Here is a 19173-nt window from a genome sequence, read left to right as displayed (position 1 = left end):
GATGGTAAGCCCGCCAGGCCCACCCCGCGGAGGCCTTTCGCGTGATTGAAGGGTCAGCACGCGTGATTGGAGAGTCGACTCGCGTGATTGGAGGGTCGACACGAAGTCCGTCGCCGTGTCGTCCCCGCAATCACGCGTGTCGACCTCCTGATCACGCGTGTCGACCCTTCAGTCACGGGAGTTCGGGGGTCTCCGGGGTTTCTTCGACGAGCCAGAGGACGCCGGCGGGCGGGAGCTGGAGGACCGCGGAGGCCGGCTGGCCGTGCCACGGCTCTTCCGTCGCCTCCACCGCGCCCATGTTGCCGACGCCGGAGCCGCCGTACGCCTCGGCGTCGGTGTTGACGACCTCCAGCCAGCGGCCCGCCGCCGGGAGGCCCACCCGGTAGTCGTGGTGCGGGACCCCGGCGAAGTTGGCCACGCAGGCCAGCCGCGAGCCGTCGGCGCCGATGCGCAGGAAGCTCAGCACGTTGCCGCTCGAGTCGTTCGCGTCGATCCAGCGGAAGCCGTCCGGCGAGGTGTCCTGGCTGTACAACGCCGGCGACGACCGGTACACCGTGTTCAGCGACCGCAGCAGCTCCCACACCCCGAGGTGCAGTGGCTCGTCCATGAGGTGCCAGTCGAGCGACTTCGACTCCGACCACTCCCCCGGCTGGCCGAACTCGCCGCCCATGAACAGCAGCTGCTTGCCCGGGTGCGCCCACATGAACGCCAGCAGCGACCGCAGCCCGGCCGCCTTGTTCCAGGCGTCGCCCGGCATCCGGCCCCACAGGGATCCCTTGCCGTGCACCACTTCGTCGTGCGACAGCGGCAGGACGAAGTTCTCGCTCCACGCGTACACGAGCGAGAACGTCATCTCGTTGTGGTGGTACGCGCGGTGGATCGGCTCGTGCGAAAGGTACCGGAGCGTGTCGTGCATCCAGCCCATGTTCCACTTGAAGCCGAACCCGAGCCCGCCGAGATGGGTCGGGCGCGTGACGCCCGGCCAGGCCGTGGACTCCTCGGCGACCATCACGACACCCGGGTGTCGCTTGTAGACGGTCGCGTTCAGCTCCTGCAGGAACCGCACCGCGTCGAGGTTTTCCCGCCCGCCGTACTGGTTCGGCAGCCACTCCCCTTCCTTGCGGGAGTAGTCGAGGTACAGCATCGACGCGACGGCGTCCACGCGCAGGCCGTCGAGGTGGAACTCGTCGAGCCAGAACAACGCGTTGGCGACCAGGAAGTTGCGGACCTCGTTGCGGCCGAAGTCGAACACGAGCGTGCCCCAGTCGGGCTGCTCGCCGCGGCGCGGGTCCGCGTGCTCGTACAGCGGCGTGCCGTCGAAGCGGGCCAGCGCCCAGCTGTCGCGCGGGAAGTGCGCCGGCACCCAGTCCACCAGCACGCCGATCCCCCGCTGGTGCAGGCGGTCGACGAAGTAGCGGAAGTCGTCCGGCGAGCCGAAGCGGGACGTCGGCGCGTAGTACGACGTCACCTGGTAGCCCCACGAGCCGCCGAACGGGTGCTCCGACACCGGAAGCAGCTCGACGTGCGTGAAACCGGTTTCGACGAGGTAGTCGCCCAGCTGGTCGGCCAGCTCGCGGTAGTCGAGCCCGGGCCGCCACGAGCCGAGGTGGACCTCGTAGACGCTCATCGGCGCCGCGGCCCACTGGGTCGCCTCGCGCTGGGCGACCCACTCGTCGTCTTCCCACAGGTGGGCCGACTGCGTGACGACCGACGCCGTCGCGGGCGGCTGCTCGGTGGCGAACGCCAGCGGGTCGGCCTTCTCGTGCCAGTTGCCGTCGGCGCCGAGGATCCGGAACTTGTAGCAGGTGCCCGCGCCGACACCCGGCACGAACAGCTCCCACACCCCGGACCCGCCGAGCGAGCGCATGGGGTGGCCGCGCCCGTCCCAGCCGTTGAAGTCGCCGATCACGCGGATGCCGCGCGCGTTCGGCGCCCAGACCGCGAACGACGTCCCTTCGACGACCCCACCCGGGGTCTCGTACGACCGGACGTGCGCGCCCAGCGCCTCCCACAGCCGTTCGTGCCGTCCCTCGCCGATCAGGTGCAGGTCCAGCTCGCCGACCGTGGGCAGCCAGCGGTACGGGTCGTCGGCCGTCGCGGTGTGCCCGTCGTAATCGACTTCCAGCCGGTAGTCCCCCGGGTGCTCGGGGACGGCGACGGCGAACAGCGCGTCGATCACCGGTTCCATGGGGTACTTCTCGCCGCCCGCGCACAGCGTGACGGCTTTCGCGCCGGGCAGCAGGGCCCGGGCCGCGAAGCCCTTGCCCACCGCGTGCACGCCCAGCACCGAGTGCGGGTCGTGGTGGGAGCCGGCGAGCAGCCGGTCGATGTCCGCGGCCGGCGGGGCCGCGGCCGGGAGGTCTTCGGGAACCGCGTTCACGGTGTCGTCCCTCCGTTGGTGATCCGGGCGATCGAGGCGAGCGGCACGCCCAGCCAGTCCGGCCGGTTCGCGTGCTCGTAACCCACTTCGTAGACCGCCTTGTCCAGTTCGAAGGCGCGCAGCAGCTCGCCCTGCTCGCGCGGGTCGGCCGCGACCGCGGCGTAGCCCTCGCAGAACGCCGCCCGGTTGCGCTCCGACCATTCGTGGGCGCGCTCGGCCAGCGCCGGCTCGTCCGGCTGGCCGACCAGCATCTGCTGGGCCGCGTAGTCGAACGACCTCAGCATGCCCGCCACATCGCGCAACGGCGACCGCAGCGCGTGGCGTTCCTCGACCGGGGCCGCGGGCTCGCCCTCGAAGTCGATCAGCAGCCAGCCGCCGACCGTCCGCAGCACCTGGCCGAGGTGCAGGTCGCCGTGGATGTACTGCATGGTCACCGCGTCCAGCGGCAGCGCACGCAGCTTCTCGAACGCCGCCCGCAGCTTCGGAGCGTGCTCGGCCAGCTCCGGTACCCGGGCGGCGATCGTGTCGAGGCGGTCGAGCATCGCCTTCGCCGAGCGTTCCAGCTCTTCGGCGTCGACCGGCTCGGTGCCGAGGGCCTCGGCCAGGTCGGCGTGCACCTCGGCGACCGCGCGCCCGAGCCGCTCGGCCTCGCCGGCGAAGTCGCCGCCGACCTCCCCGGCGTGCAGTTCCGGCGCCGCCATCAGGTCGCGGACGCTGGTGGTGGCCATCGCCCAGCCGTCGACCGCGTCCGAGACGAACTGCTGGAGCATGCCGACCGTGGTCGGCTCGCCGTCCAGGTCGCCGGTGATCGAGCCGAGCGGGACCGCGATGTGCTTGCTGCCCACACCCTGCAGCGCGCGGTGCAGCAGCAGGTCCTTGTTCTTGCCCGGCGTCAGCTTGCGGAACAGCTTGAGGATGTACTGCCCGCCGTAGACCAGGGACGTGTTGCTCTGCTCCGAGGTGATCGGCCGGGCCCGCAGGCCGGTTTCCAGCTCCACCCCGGGCTCGTGCTCGAAGACCAGCGAGCCCACGGTCTCTTCGCGGGCCATCAGGTCCAGCAGCACGCCGGTGACGTCCAGGTCGCCGGACGCCTCGTAGGCGTTGAGGTCGCCGACGGCGCCGATCCAGCTGGTCGAGGCGATCTCCGGCGGGTGCGTCCGCCGGCCCACCAGCAGCTGGTAGGGCTCGCGCCGGTCGTCCTGGGCAACCTCGACGACCACGTGCAGCAGCTGCGGATCGCCGGACACCAGCTCGGTCACGCCGAGCGGCCGGACGCCGGTCACCGGCCGGTCCTTGCCGGCGAACCAGCGCTGCTCCGGCAGCCAGCGCTTCAGGTCCTCGGTCAGGTCGTCGACCAGCTCACGCGGGTCGGACAAGGAACTCACCTCGCTTCGCCTTCGTCTCCCGGGTTGGTCAGCTGGAACCAGTAGAAGCCGTGCCCGGGCAGCGTCAGCAGGTACGACAGGTCCCCGATGCTGGGGAACCGCACGCCACCGGTGAGCTCCACCGGTGTGCACCCGCGGTGCGCCGACAGGTCCAGCTCCACCGGCTGCGGGAACCGGGAGAGGTTGTTCACGCAGAGCACGACGTCTTCGCCGCCGTCCGGGCGCCGCCACTGGCGCTTGTAGGCCAGCACGCTCGGGTTGGACCCGCCGAGGTCGACGAACTCGCCCTCGGCGAACGCGTGGTGCTGCTTGCGCACCTCGATCATCCGCCGGGTCCAGTTGAGCAGCGAGGACGCGTTGTTCGATTGCGCCTCGACGTTCAGGCCCTGGTACCCGTACACCGGGTCCATGATCACCGGCAGGTAGATGCGGCCCGGGTCGCAGGAGGAGAACCCGGCGTTGCGGTCCGGGGTCCACTGCATGGGTGTGCGCACCGCGTCGCGGTCGCCGAGCCAGATGTTGTCTCCCATGCCGATCTCGTCACCGTAGTACAGAACGGGCGAACCGGGGAGGGACAGCAGCATCGCCGTGAACAGCTCCTGCTGGTTGCGGTCGTTGTCCAGCAGCGGGGCCAGCCGGCGGCGGATGCCGATGTTGGCCTTCATGCGCGGGTCCTTGGCGTACTCCGCGTACATGTAGTCGCGCTCTTCGTCGGTGACCATCTCGAGGGTCAGCTCGTCGTGGTTGCGCAGGAAGATGCCCCACTGCGTGCCGCTGGGGATCTCCGGGGTCTGGGTGAGGATCTCCGAGATCGGGAACCGGGACTCGCGCCGGACGGCCATGAAGATCCGCGGCATCAGCGGGAAGTGGAAGGCCATGTGGCACTCGTCGCCGCCGACGGCCGGGTCGCCGAAGTACTCGACGACGTCCGAGGGCCACTGGTTGGCCTCGGCGAGCAGGATCCGGCCCGGGTACTCGTCGTCGACGACCTTGCGGCAGCGCTTGAGGAACTCGTGCGTGCGCGGCAGGTTCTCGCAGTTGGTGCCCTCCTGCTCGAACAGGTACGGCACGGCGTCCAGGCGGAACCCGTCGATGCCCAGGTCGAGCCAGAACCGCAGGACGTCGATCATCGCGTTCTGGACGTCGACGTTTTCGTAGTTCAGGTCGGGCTGGTGGGAGAAGAACCGGTGCCAGTAGAACTGGCCGCGGACCGGGTCGTAGGTCCAGTTCGACGTCTCGGTGTCGACGAAGATGATCCGCGCGTCGGCGTAGCGGGAGTCGTCGTCGCTCCAGACGTAGTAGTCGCCGTACGGGCCGTCGGGCTCGCTGCGGGACTGCTGGAACCACGGGTGCGCGTCCGAGGTGTGGTTGAGCACCAGGTCGGTGATCACCCGGATGCCGCGCCGGTGCGCCTCGTTGAGCAGGAAGACGAAGTCCTCGACGCTGCCGAACTCCGGCAGCACCGCGCGGAAGTCGCTGATGTCGTACCCGCCGTCGCGCAGCGGCGAGGCGTAGAACGGCGGCAGCCACAGGCAGTCGATGCCCAGCCAGGCCAGGTAGTCGAGTCTCCCGGCCAGGCCGCGCAGGTCGCCGGTGCCGTCGCCGTTGGAGTCGGCGAACGCGCGCACCAGCACTTCGTAGAACACCGCGCCCTTGAACCACTCCGGGTTGCTCGGCGCCTGCTGCGCCGACCGGAAGTCGCCGGCCTGCGGTTCCACGAGCATGCCGTCGGCGGTCATCGCCTCGCCGGTGTGCGGCACGCCCTCCAGCCCCAACGCCGCGTCGGGCCGGGATTCATCCGCCATGTGTTCCACCTCAGTCTCTCGGATTCCTGTCCTTCCCCTTCTCAGCCGGCCAGCCGCCGTCTCACCGACACGACGTGCGCGACCGCCCGCCAGGGCTCGAGCCGGACGTAGTTCGCCGGGCCCCAGTCCCAGGTGTCGCCGGTGACCTCGTCGTGGGCGATCAGCCGTTCGTGCGCTTCGAAACCGAGTGCGCCGGTGTCGAGCCAGAGCGTGCCCTCTTGGGGCCCGTACGGGTCGAGGGTGACGACCGTGACCACGGTGTCGCCGGTGGCCGGGTCCTGTTTGGAGTACGCCAGCAGCGCGTCGTTGTCGATGTGGTGGAAGTGCAGGGTGCGCATCTGCTGCAGCGCGGGGTGCGCTTTGCGGACGGCGTTGAGCTTCGCCAGCCACGGCTCGAGCGAGCGCCCTTCGGCGAGCGCGCGCTCGAAGTCGCGGGGGCGCAGCTGGTACTTCTCGGAGTCGAGGTACTCCTCGCTGCCTTCGCGGACCGGGACGTGCTCGAACAGCTCGTAACCGGAGTAGACGCCCCACGTCGGCGAGATCGTCGCCGCCAGCGCGGCCCGCAGCGCGAACATGCCCGGGCCGCCGCGCTGCAGCGACTCGTGGAGGATGTCCGGGGTGTTGACGAACAGGTTCGGCCGGCCCTCGTTCCAGTGTTCCCGCAGGTCGATGGCGAAGTCGATCAGCTCCTGCTTGCCGGTGCGCCAGGTGAAGTAGGTGTAGCTCTGGGTGAAGCCGAGCCGGGCCAGGCCCCACAGGCGCGCCGGGCGGGTGAACGCCTCGGCCAGGAACAGCACGTCCGGGTGGGCGTCCTTGACCGACTGGATCAGCCAGGCCCAGAAGTCCGGTGGCTTGGTGTGCGGGTTGTCGACCCGGAAGATCTTCACCCCGTGGTCGATCCAGACGGTGATCACCCGCAGCATCTCTTCGTAGACGGCCTTGGGGTCGTTGTCGAAGTTGATCGGGTAGATGTCCTGGTACTTCTTCGGCGGGTTCTCCGCGTACGCGATCGAGCCGTCCGGCCGGGTCGTGAAGAACTCGGGGTGCTTGAGGACCCACGGGTGGTCGGGCGCGGCCTGCAGCGCGAAGTCGAGCGCGACCTCCATGCCGAGCTCTTCCGCGCGGGCCACGAAGGCGTCGAAGTCGTCGAAGGTGCCCAGCTCGGGGTGGATCGAGTCGTGGCCGCCCTCGTCGGCGCCGATGGCCCACGGCGAGCCGACGTCCTCCGGCTTGGCGTCGAGGGTGTTGTTCGGGCCCTTGCGGTTCACCCGCCCGATCGGGTGGATGGGCGGCAGGTAGACGACGTCGAAGCCCATCTTGGCGACGCGGTCCAGGGCGGTCGCGGCGGTGGCGAAGGTGCCGTGCACCGGCTTGCCCTCGGCGTCGAGGCCGCCGGTCGAGCGGGGGAACAGCTCGTACCAGGAGCCGTACGCGGCGCGGCGGCGGTCGACCCAGATCTTCTGCGGCTTGCCCTTGGTGATCAGCTCCCGCACCGGGAACTCGTGCATGACCTGGCGGACCTCGGGCGAGAGCGCGGGCCCGACCCGCTCGGCGAGGCTGCGCTCTTCGTCGCGCAGGGCCTTCACCGCGCCGGTGAGGAGCGCTTTCTCGCCCCGCCGGTCGGGGCGGCGGGAGACGCGCTCGATCAGGCGGGCGCCGTTCTCGAGGTCGTTGGCGAGGTCCTCGGGGCCCTGCCCGGCGGCGACCTTCACCTCGACGGCGTGCTCCCACGTCGCCCACGGGTCGCCCCACGCGTCGACCCGGAACGTCCACATCCCGGTGGTGTCCGGGGCGATCACCGCGGCGAACTCGTCCGGGTGATCGGGGCCGCGCGGCACCATCCGCGTCTGGCGGGTCAGCCGGTCTTCCGGACCGCGCCACGCGACGGTCGCCGCGACGGCGTCGTGGCCCTCGCGCCAGACGGTCGCGAAGACCGGGATGTGTTCCCCCACAACGGCTTTGGCCGGATACCGGCCGCAGCTCACGCTGGGGGAGACGTCGTCGATGCCGAGCCGGCCGGTCATGGGCAACGCCCTTCGATGTGTCGGTTGGACGCAGACGGCGACAGTCTGCCTGACTCGATCAAGCGCCCACGAGGCAGGGTTCTCTATCCCTGTACCCAAAACGGATCAACCGAAACACTTTCGGGGCAACGAGTTCCGGGCGCGTGTCCGGCAGGTTACGCCCGCCCGCTCCCCCCAGCCCCACCACCGCCCCGGCGCACTCCGGCACTTTCACGTGAAAGTGCCCTTCCGGCGAGATACGGGTCAGTAGGGTTCGGGGTGCGGCTCTGCGGCCAGCCGCGGGGCCCGCAGCAGGAGTAGGGAGCGGGACTGCAGCGTCAACCGGCTCTTCGCCTCCAGCACGCCCGGGTGGGCCGGGCTGCCGTCGGCGGTGCTCGTGTCGAGGGTCGGCTTGAACGTCTCGCCGTACTCGCGGCCCGGGAGGATCACCTCGGCCGGGGCGTCGCCGGCGTGCAGCCAGAGCAGCCACGAGTGGTCGGGCACCAGCGCGCCCTCGCGGTTGCGGGCCTGGCTGTTCGAGCCGTCGATCCACATGCCGAGCGTGTGGCGGTCCTCGAACCAGTCGCTCTCGCCGAACTCCTCGCCGTCCGGGCGGAACCAGACCAGGTCCGGCTTGCCGGTCGGGGTGGTCCGGCCTTCGAAGAACTCCGGCTGCCGCAGCGCCGGGCTGTTCGCGCGCAGCCGGACGACCCGGCGGGCGAACGCGAGCATGGCCTCGGCCGCGGGGTCGTCCGGGGTCCAGTCGAACCACGACGTCTCGTCGTCGAGGCAGTACGCGTTGTTGTTGCCGCCCTGGGTCCGCCAGAACTCGTCACCCGCGGTCAGCATCGGGGTGCCGGTGGACAGCAGCAGCGTCGCGAACAGGTTGCGGGCCTGCCGGGCGCGCAGCTCCCGGATCGCCGGGTCGGCCGTGTCGCCCTCGGCGCCGTGGTTCCACGAGCGGTTGTCGTTGGTGCCGTCGCGGTTGTCCTCGCCGTTGCCCTCGTTGTGCTTTTCGTTGTAGGACACCAGATCCCGCAGCGTGAAGCCGTCGTGCGCGGTGACGAAGTTGATCGACTGCCACGGCCGCCGCAGGTTGTGGTCGTACAGGTCCGACGAGCCGGACAGCCGGTAGGCGAGGTCGCGGACGCCGGTCGCGCCGCGCCAGAAGTCACGCACGGTGTCGCGGTAGCGGCCGTTCCACTCCGCCCACTGGGCGCCGAAGCCGCCGACGCGGTAGCCCTCGCCGGTCGCGTCCCACGGCTCGGCGATCAGCTTGCACCGCGAAAGCACCGGGTCGGTGGTGATCGCGGTGAGCAGCGTCGACGCCGGGTCGAACGCACCGCCGCGAGGGCGCCCCAGCGTGCTGGCGAGGTCGAACCGGAAGCCGTCGACGCCCATCTCCTGCGTCCAGTACCGCAGCGAGTCGGTGACCAGCCGGACCACGGTCGGCGAGCCGGCCTCGAGGGTGTTGCCGCAGCCGGTGATGTCGGCCATGTGCCCGCGCTCGGTGTGCAGGTAGTACACCGGCGCGTTCAGCCCGCGGAAGCTCAGCGTCGGCCCGTCCGGCCCGCCCTCGCAGGTGTGGTTGAACACGACGTCGAGGATCACCTCGATGCCGGCCGCGTGCAGGGCGGCCACCATCAGCCGGAACTCCTCGACCTCGTGGCCGGGCTCGCTGGCGTAGGCGGCGTGCGGGGCGAAGAAGCCCAGCGGCGAGTAGCCCCAGTAGTTGTGGCGCCCGGCCCGGATGAGGGACGGCTCGTCGAGGAACGCGTGCACCGGCAGCAGCTCGACCGAGGTGACGCCGAGCCGGGTCAGGTACTCGATCGCCACCGGGTGGGCCAGGCCGAGGTAGGTGCCGCGCAGCGCCTCCGGGATGAACGGGTGCTGCTGCGTGAAGCCCTTGACGTGCAGTTCGTAGACCACCGCCTCCTCGAACGGCACCTCCGGCTTGATCCCGGTGTCCGGCCCGCCGGGCGAGGTGACCACAGACAGCGGCACGCTGCCCAGGGAGTCCACAGTGGACATCGGCCCGCGCTCCGGGTCGCCGGTGAAGCCCTGCGCCGCGGCCAGGTCGGTGAGCCCGCCGGTGATCTGCCGGGCGTACGGGTCGACGAGCAGCTTGTGCGGGTTGCACCGCAGGCCGCGGGCCGGGTCGTACGGGCCGTGGATCCGGTAGCCGTACCGCTGCCCCGGCGTGACCCCGGGGACCAGGCCGTGCCAGACGCCGAAGGTGCGCTCGGTCAGCGCGATCCGGCGTTCCGAACCGTCGGCGTCGATCAGGCACAGCTCGACGGCGTCCGCGACGGCGGACGTGATCGCGAACCGCACTCCCCCGGCCTCGGGGTGGGCTCCGAGGGGGAAGGGGCGGCCGGCGAGGACGTGGTCGGCGGAGGGTCGTGTGGCCATTCCTGAATCGTCCCAGATCGGAGGTGGTCCGTGCGCGCCATTACCGATGAGTTACCCGGCGGCAACCGCCGGCGGGGTGGTCGTTTCGGCGATGACGAAGGTGTCCGGCAGCAGGTGGGCGGCCCCACCGTCCACGGTGGCCTCTCCCCAGGCCAGCAGCGACCCGGTGGCCCCGAGGGGCAGCGTGACCGGGCCGGCGCCGAAGTTGACGGCCAGCCGCAGCCCGCCGCGGTGCAGCACCAGCCAGGAGCCGTCGGGCGCGGAGTCGACGCGCAGGTCCGCGACCCACGGGTCGGCCAGCTCGGGCCGCTCGCGGCGCAGCCGGATCAGCGCGCGGTACAGCTCGAGCACGTCCCGGTGACCGGGACGCTCCGGCTCGGCCCAGTCGAGCCGCGAGCGCTCGACCGTGGCCGCGTCCATCGGGTCCGGTACGTCGGACTCGCCCCAGCCGTGCCGGGAGAACTCGCGACGGCGGCCCGTGCGGACGGCCTCGGCCAGCTCCGGGTCCGGGAAGGACGCGAAGAACTGCCACGGCGTGCTCGCCGCCCACTCCTCCCCCATGAACACCATCGGCGTGTACGGCGAGCAGAACAGGATCGCCGCGCCGCAGGCCAGCCGGTCGCGGGAGACCGTCGCCGAAAGCCGGTCGCCGGTGGCGCGGTTGCCGATCTGGTCGTGGTTCTGCAGGTAGCCGAGGAAGCGGTGGCCGGGCACGGTCCGCGTGTCGACCGGGCGGCCGTGGGTCCGCTCGCGGAAGGACGACCAGGTGTCCGCGTGGAAGAACACCTCGCGCAGGACCCGCTCGACGGCGTCCGGCGCGGCGAAGTCGGTGTAGTACCCGGTCGTCTCGCCGGTCAGCTTGACGTGCAGGGCGTGGTGGAAGTCGTCCGACCACTGCGCGTGCAGGCCGAAGCCGCCGCGCTCACGGGGCGTGACCAGGCGTGGGTCGTTGAGGTCGGACTCGGCGATCAGCGTCAGCGGCCGGTTCAGCGCCGCCGACAAGCCGTCGACCTCGGTGGCGAGCTGTTCGAGCAGGTGGACCGCGCGCCGGTCGAGCAGCGCGTGCACGGCGTCCAGGCGCAGGGCGTCGATGTGGAAGTCGCGGAACCAGCTCAGCGCGTTGTCGATGACGTACCGGCGGACCTCGTCGGAGCCGGCGCCGTCGAGGTTGAGACCCGGCCCCCAGTCGTTCTGCCCGGCGAAGTACGGGCCGAACTTGTCGAGGTAGGCGCCCGAGGGCCCGAGGTGGTTGTAGACGACGTCGAGCACGACGGCCAAGCCGCGCGCGTGGGCGGCGTCGACGAACCGCTTGAGCCCGTCCGGCCCGCCGTAGGGCTCGTGGACCGCGCCCCAGAGAACGCCGTCGTAGCCCCAGCCCGCGGTGCCGTCGAAGGCGTTGACCGGCAGCAGCTCGACGTGCGTGATGCCGAGCTCGACGAGGTGGTCGAGCCGGTCGATCGCCGCGTCGAAGGTGCCGCCCTCGGTGAAGGTGCCGATGTGGAGCTCGTAGAGGACGGCGCCGGGCAGCTGGCGGCCGTGCCACGCGTCGTCGGTCCAGGCGAACTCGGCGTGGTCGTAGACGCGCGACTCCGCGTGGACGCCGTGCGGCTGCCACCGCGACCGCGGATCGGGCAGCGGCTTCTCGTCGTCGTCCAGGTGGAAGGCGTAGTTGACGCCGTCGGCGTCGGCGTGCCACCAGCCGCCGTCGCCTTCGGTCATCTCGTGCACGCCTTCGTCGACGCTCACCCGGACCCGGCGGGCCGAAGGGGCCCACACGCTGAACCTCATACGTCTCCTCGCACCAGCAACGCGACGGGGTAACGGTCGAACAGGGTGGCCAGGTCGCCGGTGACCTCGCGGCCGGTCAGGACGTCGGTCCACACGCCGGCGGGCAGCGGCAGCACCGTGTCGCGCCACCCGCCGCCGGCTTCGAGACCGACCGGGAGCCGGGTCACCGCCACGGCGAGGTCCGGGCTGCGCGTGTAGGCCAGGCAGTGGGCCGCGGCCGGGCCCTCGGCCCGCAGCGGCCGGTAGCCGCGGAACAGCGCCGGGTGCTCGCGCCGCAGCCGCAGCGCCTTGTGCACGACCAGCAGCTTCGCCGCGCCCGACGCGTCGATCTCCGGCAGCTCGCCGTCGGTGATCCGGGCGAGGATCTCCCGGCGGGCCACGTAGTCGACCGGGCGGCGGTTGTCCGGGTCGACCAGGGAGAAGTCCCACAGCTCGGTGCCCTGGTAGACGTCCGGGACGCCGGGCGCGGTCAGCTGGACGAGCTTCTGGCCGAGCGAGTTCGCGTACCCGGGCCCCTCGATGCGCTTGACGAACGCCTCGACGTCCGCGGCCAGTTCGGCGTTGTTCATGACGTCTTCAGGCCACGCGGCGACATCGGCCTCGAAGGCCTCGTCGTGGTCGGTCCAGCTGGTCCGGAGCTTGGCCTCCTTGGCCGCCTTGTCGAGGTAGTCCCGCAGCCGGGACGGCTCGATCGGCCAGGTCGACACGAGCGTCTGCCAGGCCAGCAGGTTCAGCGACGGCTCGTCGATCCCCCGCCGCGCGGTCCACCGCCGGACGGCCTCGGCGAACTCGCCCGGCACCTCGGCCAGCACCGCCATCCGCGCGCGGGTGTCCTCCGAGCGCTTGGTGTCGTGCGTGGTCAGGGTGGTCATCGCCGCGGGGTAACCGGCCTCGCGCTCGGCGGCCAGCCGGTGGAACTCCTCGACGCCGAGCCCGAACCGGTCCGGGTTGCCGCCGACCTCGTTCAGCGCGGCGAAGCGCGTGTAGCGATAGAACGTCGTGTCCTCGGTGCCCTTGGCCACGACCATGCCGGACGTCTGCTGCAGCCGGGTGGCCAGCTCGCTCTCCGGGTTCTCGCGCACCGCGGTGTCGAGGCGGGCCAGCGCGTCGGCGAGGTCGGGCCGGGTTTCACGGGCCCCGGCGATCGCGGCCGCCCAGTGCGAAGCACCCTCGGGCAGGTAGGAGCGGTAGACGGGGAAGGCGATCATGGTCTCGGCCACCGCCTGCCGGGCCTGCTCCGGGTCGACGTCCGGCAGCAGCGCGGCGATCCGCCGCACCTCGGCGACCAGGATGCGGTCGGTGACCAGGCGCCGGGCCTCGGCCTCGACGCGGTGGTAGCCGGTCTGCACGCCCAGCTCGGTCGCCAGCTCGGTGAAGCCCGGCTCGCCGTCCGGGTCGACGAAGACGCCGGCGATCTCGCGCAGGGCGTCGTAGCCGGTGGTGCCGTCGACCGGCCAGCTCTGCGGCAGCGGCTCGCCCGGGTGCAGGATCTTCTCGGCCACGATCCACGCGTCCGGCGCGTTCTCGCGCAGCCGCCGGAAGTAGCCGCCCGGGTCGGCCAAGCCGTCCGGGTGATCGATGCGCAGGCCGGTGACGTCGCCGTCGGCGACCCAGCGCAGCACCTCGCCGTGCGTCTCGGCGAACACCTTCGGGTCCTCGACGCGGACCGCCGCCAGCGTCGTGATGTCGAAGAACCGGCGGTAGGTCAGCTCCGCGTTGCCGCGGCGCCACCCGATCAGGCGGTAGTGCTGGCGCTCGTGGACCTCTTGCGGTGTCCCGGTTTCCGTGCCGGGGGCGATCGGGAAGCGGTGGTCGTAGTAGACCAGCTCGTCGCCTTCGACCGTCAGCTCGCCGACGGCGTCGTCGTCGCCGAGGACCGGCAGCAGCAGCGGGCCGCGCTCCCAGTCGACGTCGAAGAAGGCCGCGTACTCCGAGTCGCGGCCGTGCTTCAGGACGTCCCACCACCAGCGGTTGACCTTCGGCACCTCGACCGACATGTGGTTGGGCACGATGTCGACCACCAGGCCCAGGCCGAGCTCCTTCAGCAGCGCGGACAGCTCCTGCCGCGCCGCCTCGCCGCCGAGCGCGGGCCGCGCCTGCGTCGGGTCGACGACGTCGTAGCCGTGCGTCGACCCGGGGGCCGCGTCCAGCACCGGCGACGCGTACAGCGCCCCGATGCCGAGGTCGCGCAGGTAGCCGGCGATGCCGGCCGCGTCGGCGAAGGTGAACTCCGGGCGCAGCTGCACCCGGTAGGTCGACTCCGGCACCGTCATTCGGCTTCCGTTTCCGTCCGTTGCAGCACGATCAGGGACCGGGCGGGGAGGGTGAGCCGTCCGCCGCCTTCGATGGGCTTGGTGTCGGCGGGCTCGACCTCCCCGGTCGCGGTGTCGACCACGACGGTCCAGCTCTCCCCGTAGCCGTTGCCCGGGAGCGTGGTGTCGATGTCCTCGTAGTGGGCGTTGAAGGCGAGCAGGAACGAGTTGTCCTCGACGTGCATCCCGCGCTGGTCGAGGTCGGGGATCGCCTTGCCGTTGAGGAAGACGACGACCGCCTTGCCGAAGCCGTCGTCCCAGTTCTGCTCGGTCATCTCCTCGCCGGCCGGGGTGAACCAGGCGATGTCGCCGAGCTTCGCGCCCTTGCCGACCGGGCCGCCCTGGAAGAAGCGGCGGCGGCGGAACACCGGGTGCCGGTGCCGGAACGCGCCCAGCCCGGCGGTGAACTTGACCAGGTCGGCGTTCTCCTTGGCCAGTTCCCAGTCCATCCAGGACAGTTCGGAGTCCTGGCAGTAGACGTTGTTGTTGCCCTGCTGGGTGCGGCCGAACTCGTCGCCGTGCAGGATCATCGGCACACCCTGGGACAGCATCAGCGTGGCCAGCATGTTCCGCTGCTGCCGCGCCCGCAGGGCGAGCACCTCGGGATCGTCGGTCTCGCCCTCGACCCCGCAGTTCCACGAGCGGTTGTCGTCGGCGCCGTCGCGGCCGTCCTCGCCGTTGGCCTCGTTGTGCTTTTCGTTGTAGGACACCAGGTCCCGCAGCGTGAAGCCGTCGTGCGCGGTGACGAAGTTGATCGAGGCGAACGGGCGGCGGCCGTCGTCCTGGTAGAGGTCCGACGAGCCGGTGATCCGGCTCGCGAACTCACCCAGCGTGGACGGCTCGCCGCGCCAGAAGTCGCGGACGGTGTCGCGGAACTGCCCGTTCCACTCCGTCCACAGCGGCGGGAAGTTGCCGACCTGGTAGCCACCGGGCCCGACGTCCCACGGCTCGGCGATCAGCTTCACCTGGCTGACGATCGGGTCCTGCTGGACCAGGTCGAAGAACGTCGACAGCCGGTCGACGTCGTAGAACTCGCGCGCCAGCGCCGAGGCGAGGTCGAACCGGAAGCCGTCGACGTGCATCTCCGTCACCCAGTAGCGCAGCGAGTCCATGATCAGCTGCAGGGTGTGCGGGTTGCGGACGTTGAGGGAGTTCCCGGTGCCGGTGTAGTCCATGTAGTACTCGGGCTCCCCCTCCACCAGCCGGTAGTAGGCCTCGTTGTCGATGCCCCGCATCGACAGCGTCGGCCCGAGATGGTTTCCCTCGGCCGTGTGGTTGTAAACCACGTCGAGGATCACTTCGATCCCGGCTTCGTGGAACGCCTTGACCATGCCCTTGAACTCCTGGACCTGGCCGCCCTCGCCGGGCATCGCCGCGTAGGAGTCGTGGGGCGCGAAGTACCCGATCGTGTTGTAGCCCCAGTAGTTCGTCAGGCCCTTCTGTGCGAGACCGTGGTCGGTGACGAACTGGTGCACCGGCAGCAGTTCCACCGCGGTGACGCCGAGTTTCTGCAGGTGCTCGACGACGGCGGGGTGCGCGAGGCCGGCGTAGGTGCCCCGCAGCTGTTCCGGCACGAACGGGTGGTTCACGGTCATGCCCTTGACGTGGGCCTCGTAGATGACCGTCTCGTTGTACGGCCGCTTCGGCTGCCGGTCGTTGCCCCAGTCGAAGAACGGGTTCGCCACCAGCGAATACGGCACGTGGCCGGCGGAGTCGTCGTCGTTGCGCTCGGCCGGGTTGTCGAACTGGTAGCCGAACAGCGACTCGTCCCACTTCACGCCGTGCGAGACGGCCTTCGCGTACGGGTCGATGAGCAGCTTGTTCGGGTTGCAGCGCAGGCCGCGCTTCGGGTCGTACGGGCCGTGCACGCGGAACCCGTAGCGCTGCCCGGGGCCGACGTTGAGCAGGTAGCCGTGGTGGACGAAGCCGTCGACCTCTTCGAGCGCGTAGCGCGTCTCCTTGCCCTCGGCGTCGAACAGGCACAGTTCGACGCGCTCGGCCACCTCGGAGAACAGGGCGAAGTTCGTCCCGACTCCGTCGTAGGTGGCGCCGAGCGGGTAGGGCGTTCCGGGCCAGGGCCGCACTGGGTGTCTCCTCGAGCTTGGGTCGTACCGGTGCCGTATCACCGGGGGTCGCGCGCGCCGGGGTGGTCGTTACCGGGGCAGCGGCCGGGCCGCCGCCAGCGGTGCGACCGCGGCGCGGACCCCCTGCGCGGTGAAGAAGCCGTCCACGCTGACGGGCAGGCGAATCCGCCAGTTAGGGTACTGGTCGACGGTTCCGGGCAGATTCGGCTGCCGCACCTGGCCCGCGACGTCGGCCGGCGAGGTCAGCACGAGCCGTGACGCGGCCTTCGCGAGCAGGGTGTGCAGCGCGACGACCGGGTCGTCGTCCGGGATGCCTTCCCGCGCAACGAGTTCCAGCAACGCCTGGCGTTCACCGGCGGCGGCTTCCTCTTCGGCCTCGACCCCGCGGTCCAGCAGGCCCAGCTCGGCCCGGACCCGGACGTGCTCGCTCTTCAGCCAGCCCGGCACCGTCGGCAGGTCGTGCGTGGAGATGCTGGCCATCGCGTCCGGGTCCCAGCTTTCCGGTCGGGTGAACGGCTGGCCCGGCGCGTCCCAGTCGCGCTCGAACCACAGCACGGCCGAGCTGAGCATCCCCCGATCGTGCATCGTGTCGGTGACGACCTCCTCGACGGTGCCGAGGTCCTCCCCCACGACGACGGCGCCGGCCCGGTGCGCCTCGAGCGCGAGCACGCCGACCATGGCCTCGGCGTCGTAGTGGACGTACGTGCCGCGGTGCGCGGGCTCGCCCGGCGGGATCCACCACAGCCGCCACAGGCCCGCGATGTGGTCGACGCGGATGCCGTCGGCGAAGCGCAGGACACCCCGGATGACGTCCCGGAACGGCGCGTACCCGGCCTCCGCCAGCTTGTCCGGCCGCCACGGCGGCAGGTTCCAGTCCTGCCCCTGCTGGTTGAAGGCGTCCGGCGGCGCGCCGACCCGCACGTCGGCGGCGAAGACGTCTTCGAGCGCCCACGTGTCGGCCCCACCGGGGTGCACCCCGACCGGCAGGTCGTGCACGATCCCGACGGTCATCCCGGCCTCGCGCGCGGCGGTCCGCGCCGCTTCCAGCTGGACCCGGCAGAGGTGCTGCAACCACGCGTGGAAGGCGACGCGGTCCTCGAGCTCCTCGCGCGCCTTCGCCGCCGCCGGTCCGGCCGGGTCGCGCAGGTCTTCCGGCCAGTCGCGCCAGTCACCGCCGTGCCGCTCGGCGAGGGCGCAGAAGAGGGCGAAGTCCAGCAGGTCGGCGTCCTCGGGCAGCTCCTCGACCCGGTGGGGCCACAGCAGCTCGAGGGCGGCGCGCTTGGCCGTCCAGACGGCGTCGTAGTCGACCAGCTCGCCTTCGCGGTCCGGGGCCAGGGACTCGACGGCCTCCTGCGTCGCGGCGTCGGCCTGCCGGAAGGTCTCGGTGGCCGTGACGCGCAGGTAGACCGGGTTGGCGAACCGGCGGCTCGCCGGCGAGTACGGCGAGCGTTCGATCGGGTGGGCCGGGCTGATCGCCTGCACCGGGTTCACCAGCAGGACGCCGGCGTCCAGTTCGGCGGCCGACCGGGCGGCGAAGGTGGCGAGGTCGGCGTAGTCGCCGATGCCCCAGGACCCGGCCGAGTGCAGGGCGTAGAGCTGCAGCATCCAGCCCCAGGCGGGCCGCACCCGCGGCAGCTTCGCCGGCACCACGGCCAGCACGACGTCCTGGTCGGCGGTGACCACCCGGTGCCACCCGAGCGGCAGGTCCGCGGGCAGTTCCCCGTCGGCCCGCCGCCGCGTCCCGTCTTCGAGGACGACTTCGGCGTCGACACCCAGCGTCCTGCCGGTGCCCTCCCGGACGACGATGGTCGGCGGCAGGGCGGCCGGGGCTTCGCGCACGGCGGCCAGCGCCGCGGCGATGGCCTCGTCACTGGTGGCATCGACGCCGAACTGGCCGAGGACGGCGATGACGACGTCGTCGTCGACGTCGACCCAGACCCGGTCGGCGTTCTCGTACCGGGTCGCGACACCGTAGGAGTCGGCGAGCTCGTGCAGGGCGGGGATCTGTTCGGGCACGGGACCAGCATTCCGGTGCCCGGCCGTTCCCGCCATCTGCGCGGCCTACGTCACCCCGGCTCCGGCGTCTTGAATGACTCATTCCTGGCGTCGGACGCCAGGAATGAGTCATTCACTGCGTCGCCACCCGTCAACCCCGGCGCCTCCTGCCGCCGGCCAGCACCGCCACCCCCGCGAGCACCATCACCGCGCTGGCGACGACGTGCCACGACGCCGGCAGCAGGTGCAACTGGACGAACCAGCTCGGCGAGCGCGCCCCGAGCAGGCGGTTGAGCAGCCCGCCGCCGCCCTGGACGACCAGCAGGATCCCGAGCAGCTCCCTCACGGCCGCACCTCCTCCCGGCCGAACAGCTCCTGCCACACCGGCCCGGCGAACAGCCAGACCGCCGAGACGGTCCCCAGCCGCGGGAACCACTCCCACAGCGGCGCCACCCGGTCGGGCTCGCCGATCGCGAAGATCGCCGCGAGCAGTGCCACCGCGGCGAGCCCGCAAGCCAGCAGGCACTTGCCCCACTCACGCCACTCGTACCGGGCCCGCTCCCGCCCCTGCCGCTTCGGCGGTGGCGGCGGCCCGCCGGCAAAACGATGGGCAAACCGCTCGTCCGCCCACCGGACCATGCTCGGCCCGAACACCACGCTGAAGCCGAGGTAGACCGCCGCGAGGCCGTGCGTGAACCCCGGCCGGCCCCCGCCGGACAGGTCGAGCACGGTCGCCACCAGCACCACGACGTCGACCAGCGGCACCATGGCCAGCAGCACCGCCGACACGCGCCGCGCGCGCAGCAGGTACCGCACCGCCAGCCCCGCCGCGATGAACACCCAGAACCCGATCTCGCCCGCCGCGATGACGGCGGCCATCGGGTTCTCCGCGAAGAACTTCCCCATCTCGTCCACCCCGCCACGCTCGCGCGCCCTCGCGGCCGGCCGCGTCGGCGAAGCGGCGGACCCGGGGTCATCACTTCGTCGGACGCGGGCCGGCGCGCGGTGT

At 71.5% G+C, this 19173-nt stretch carries 11 protein-coding genes; all 11 read right to left on the bottom strand.

Annotation, left to right across the window (positions count from 1 at the left end):
- Window positions 1-172 precede the first annotated feature (172 nt).
- Window positions 173-2380 (bottom strand): 1,4-alpha-glucan branching protein GlgB, encoded by a 2208-nt coding sequence (gene glgB / locus ACFPLC_RS28590; RefSeq protein ID WP_378193095.1) that lies wholly within the window; start codon window positions 2378-2380, stop codon window positions 173-175.
- A complete protein-coding gene (locus tag ACFPLC_RS28585; protein ID WP_378193092.1) occupies window positions 2377-3756 on the bottom strand; it encodes a maltokinase N-terminal cap-like domain-containing protein in 1380 nt (459 codons plus the stop codon). Before ACFPLC_RS28585 ends, glgB begins: the two co-directional genes overlap by 4 nt.
- Before the next feature lie 5 nt (window positions 3757-3761).
- A complete protein-coding gene (treS, locus tag ACFPLC_RS28580; protein ID WP_378193089.1) occupies window positions 3762-5570 on the bottom strand; it encodes a maltose alpha-D-glucosyltransferase in 1809 nt (602 codons plus the stop codon).
- A 41-nt stretch (window positions 5571-5611) separates the two neighbouring features.
- A complete protein-coding gene (locus ACFPLC_RS28575; protein ID WP_378193086.1) occupies window positions 5612-7594 on the bottom strand; it encodes a maltotransferase domain-containing protein in 1983 nt (660 codons plus the stop codon).
- A 243-nt stretch (window positions 7595-7837) separates the two neighbouring features.
- Complete coding sequence (glgX, locus tag ACFPLC_RS28570; RefSeq protein WP_378193084.1) at window positions 7838-9985, bottom strand: glycogen debranching protein GlgX; 2148 nt, start codon at window positions 9983-9985, stop codon at window positions 7838-7840.
- Between the two features lie 51 nt (window positions 9986-10036).
- On the bottom strand, window positions 10037-11773 hold the full coding sequence (gene treZ, locus ACFPLC_RS28565; protein WP_378193081.1) for a malto-oligosyltrehalose trehalohydrolase: 1737 nt from the start codon (window positions 11771-11773) through the stop codon (window positions 10037-10039).
- Window positions 11770-14046: a malto-oligosyltrehalose synthase gene (gene treY / locus ACFPLC_RS28560; RefSeq protein ID WP_378193078.1), complete on the bottom strand. Its 2277-nt coding sequence runs from the start codon at window positions 14044-14046 to the stop codon at window positions 11770-11772. Before treY ends, treZ begins: the two co-directional genes overlap by 4 nt.
- Window positions 14043-16169, bottom strand: coding sequence for a glycogen debranching protein GlgX (gene glgX / locus ACFPLC_RS28555; protein ID WP_378193075.1), 2127 nt, complete (start codon window positions 16167-16169; stop codon window positions 14043-14045). Before glgX (ACFPLC_RS28555) ends, treY begins: the two co-directional genes overlap by 4 nt.
- Window positions 16170-16238: 69 nt before the next feature.
- Window positions 16239-18221, bottom strand: coding sequence for a 4-alpha-glucanotransferase (gene malQ, locus ACFPLC_RS28550; protein WP_378193072.1), 1983 nt, complete (start codon window positions 18219-18221; stop codon window positions 16239-16241).
- A 94-nt stretch (window positions 18222-18315) separates the two neighbouring features.
- A complete protein-coding gene (locus ACFPLC_RS28545) occupies window positions 18316-18510 on the bottom strand; it encodes a hypothetical protein (RefSeq protein ID WP_378193070.1) in 195 nt (64 codons plus the stop codon).
- A complete protein-coding gene (locus tag ACFPLC_RS28540; protein ID WP_378193067.1) occupies window positions 18507-19070 on the bottom strand; it encodes a hypothetical protein in 564 nt (187 codons plus the stop codon). The genes ACFPLC_RS28545 and ACFPLC_RS28540 overlap by 4 nt, the downstream gene beginning before the upstream one ends.
- Window positions 19071-19173 lie beyond the last annotated feature (103 nt).

It is taken from the genome of Amycolatopsis plumensis, from assembly GCF_042652605.1.
In the GTDB taxonomy this organism is placed as follows: domain Bacteria; phylum Actinomycetota; class Actinomycetes; order Mycobacteriales; family Pseudonocardiaceae; genus Amycolatopsis; species Amycolatopsis plumensis.
The sequence above is the reverse complement of the archived record's forward strand: the minus strand, read 5'-3'. Positions and strand labels throughout refer to the sequence as shown.

Excerpts from the sequence above, each read along its gene's own strand:
- treS (WP_378193089.1), bottom strand. The coding sequence starts at position 5,570 with ATGGCGGATGAATCCCGGCCCGACGCGGCGTTGGGGCTGGAGGGCGTG.
- ACFPLC_RS28575 (WP_378193086.1), bottom strand. The coding sequence starts at position 7,594 with ATGACCGGCCGGCTCGGCATCGACGACGTCTCCCCCAGCGTGAGCTGC.
- glgX (WP_378193084.1), bottom strand. The coding sequence starts at position 9,985 with ATGGCCACACGACCCTCCGCCGACCACGTCCTCGCCGGCCGCCCCTTC.
- treZ (WP_378193081.1), bottom strand. The coding sequence starts at position 11,773 with ATGAGGTTCAGCGTGTGGGCCCCTTCGGCCCGCCGGGTCCGGGTGAGC.
- treY (WP_378193078.1), bottom strand. The coding sequence starts at position 14,046 with ATGACGGTGCCGGAGTCGACCTACCGGGTGCAGCTGCGCCCGGAGTTC.
- malQ (WP_378193072.1), bottom strand. The coding sequence starts at position 18,221 with ATGGCGGGAACGGCCGGGCACCGGAATGCTGGTCCCGTGCCCGAACAG.
- ACFPLC_RS28540 (WP_378193067.1), bottom strand. The coding sequence starts at position 19,070 with ATGGGGAAGTTCTTCGCGGAGAACCCGATGGCCGCCGTCATCGCGGCG.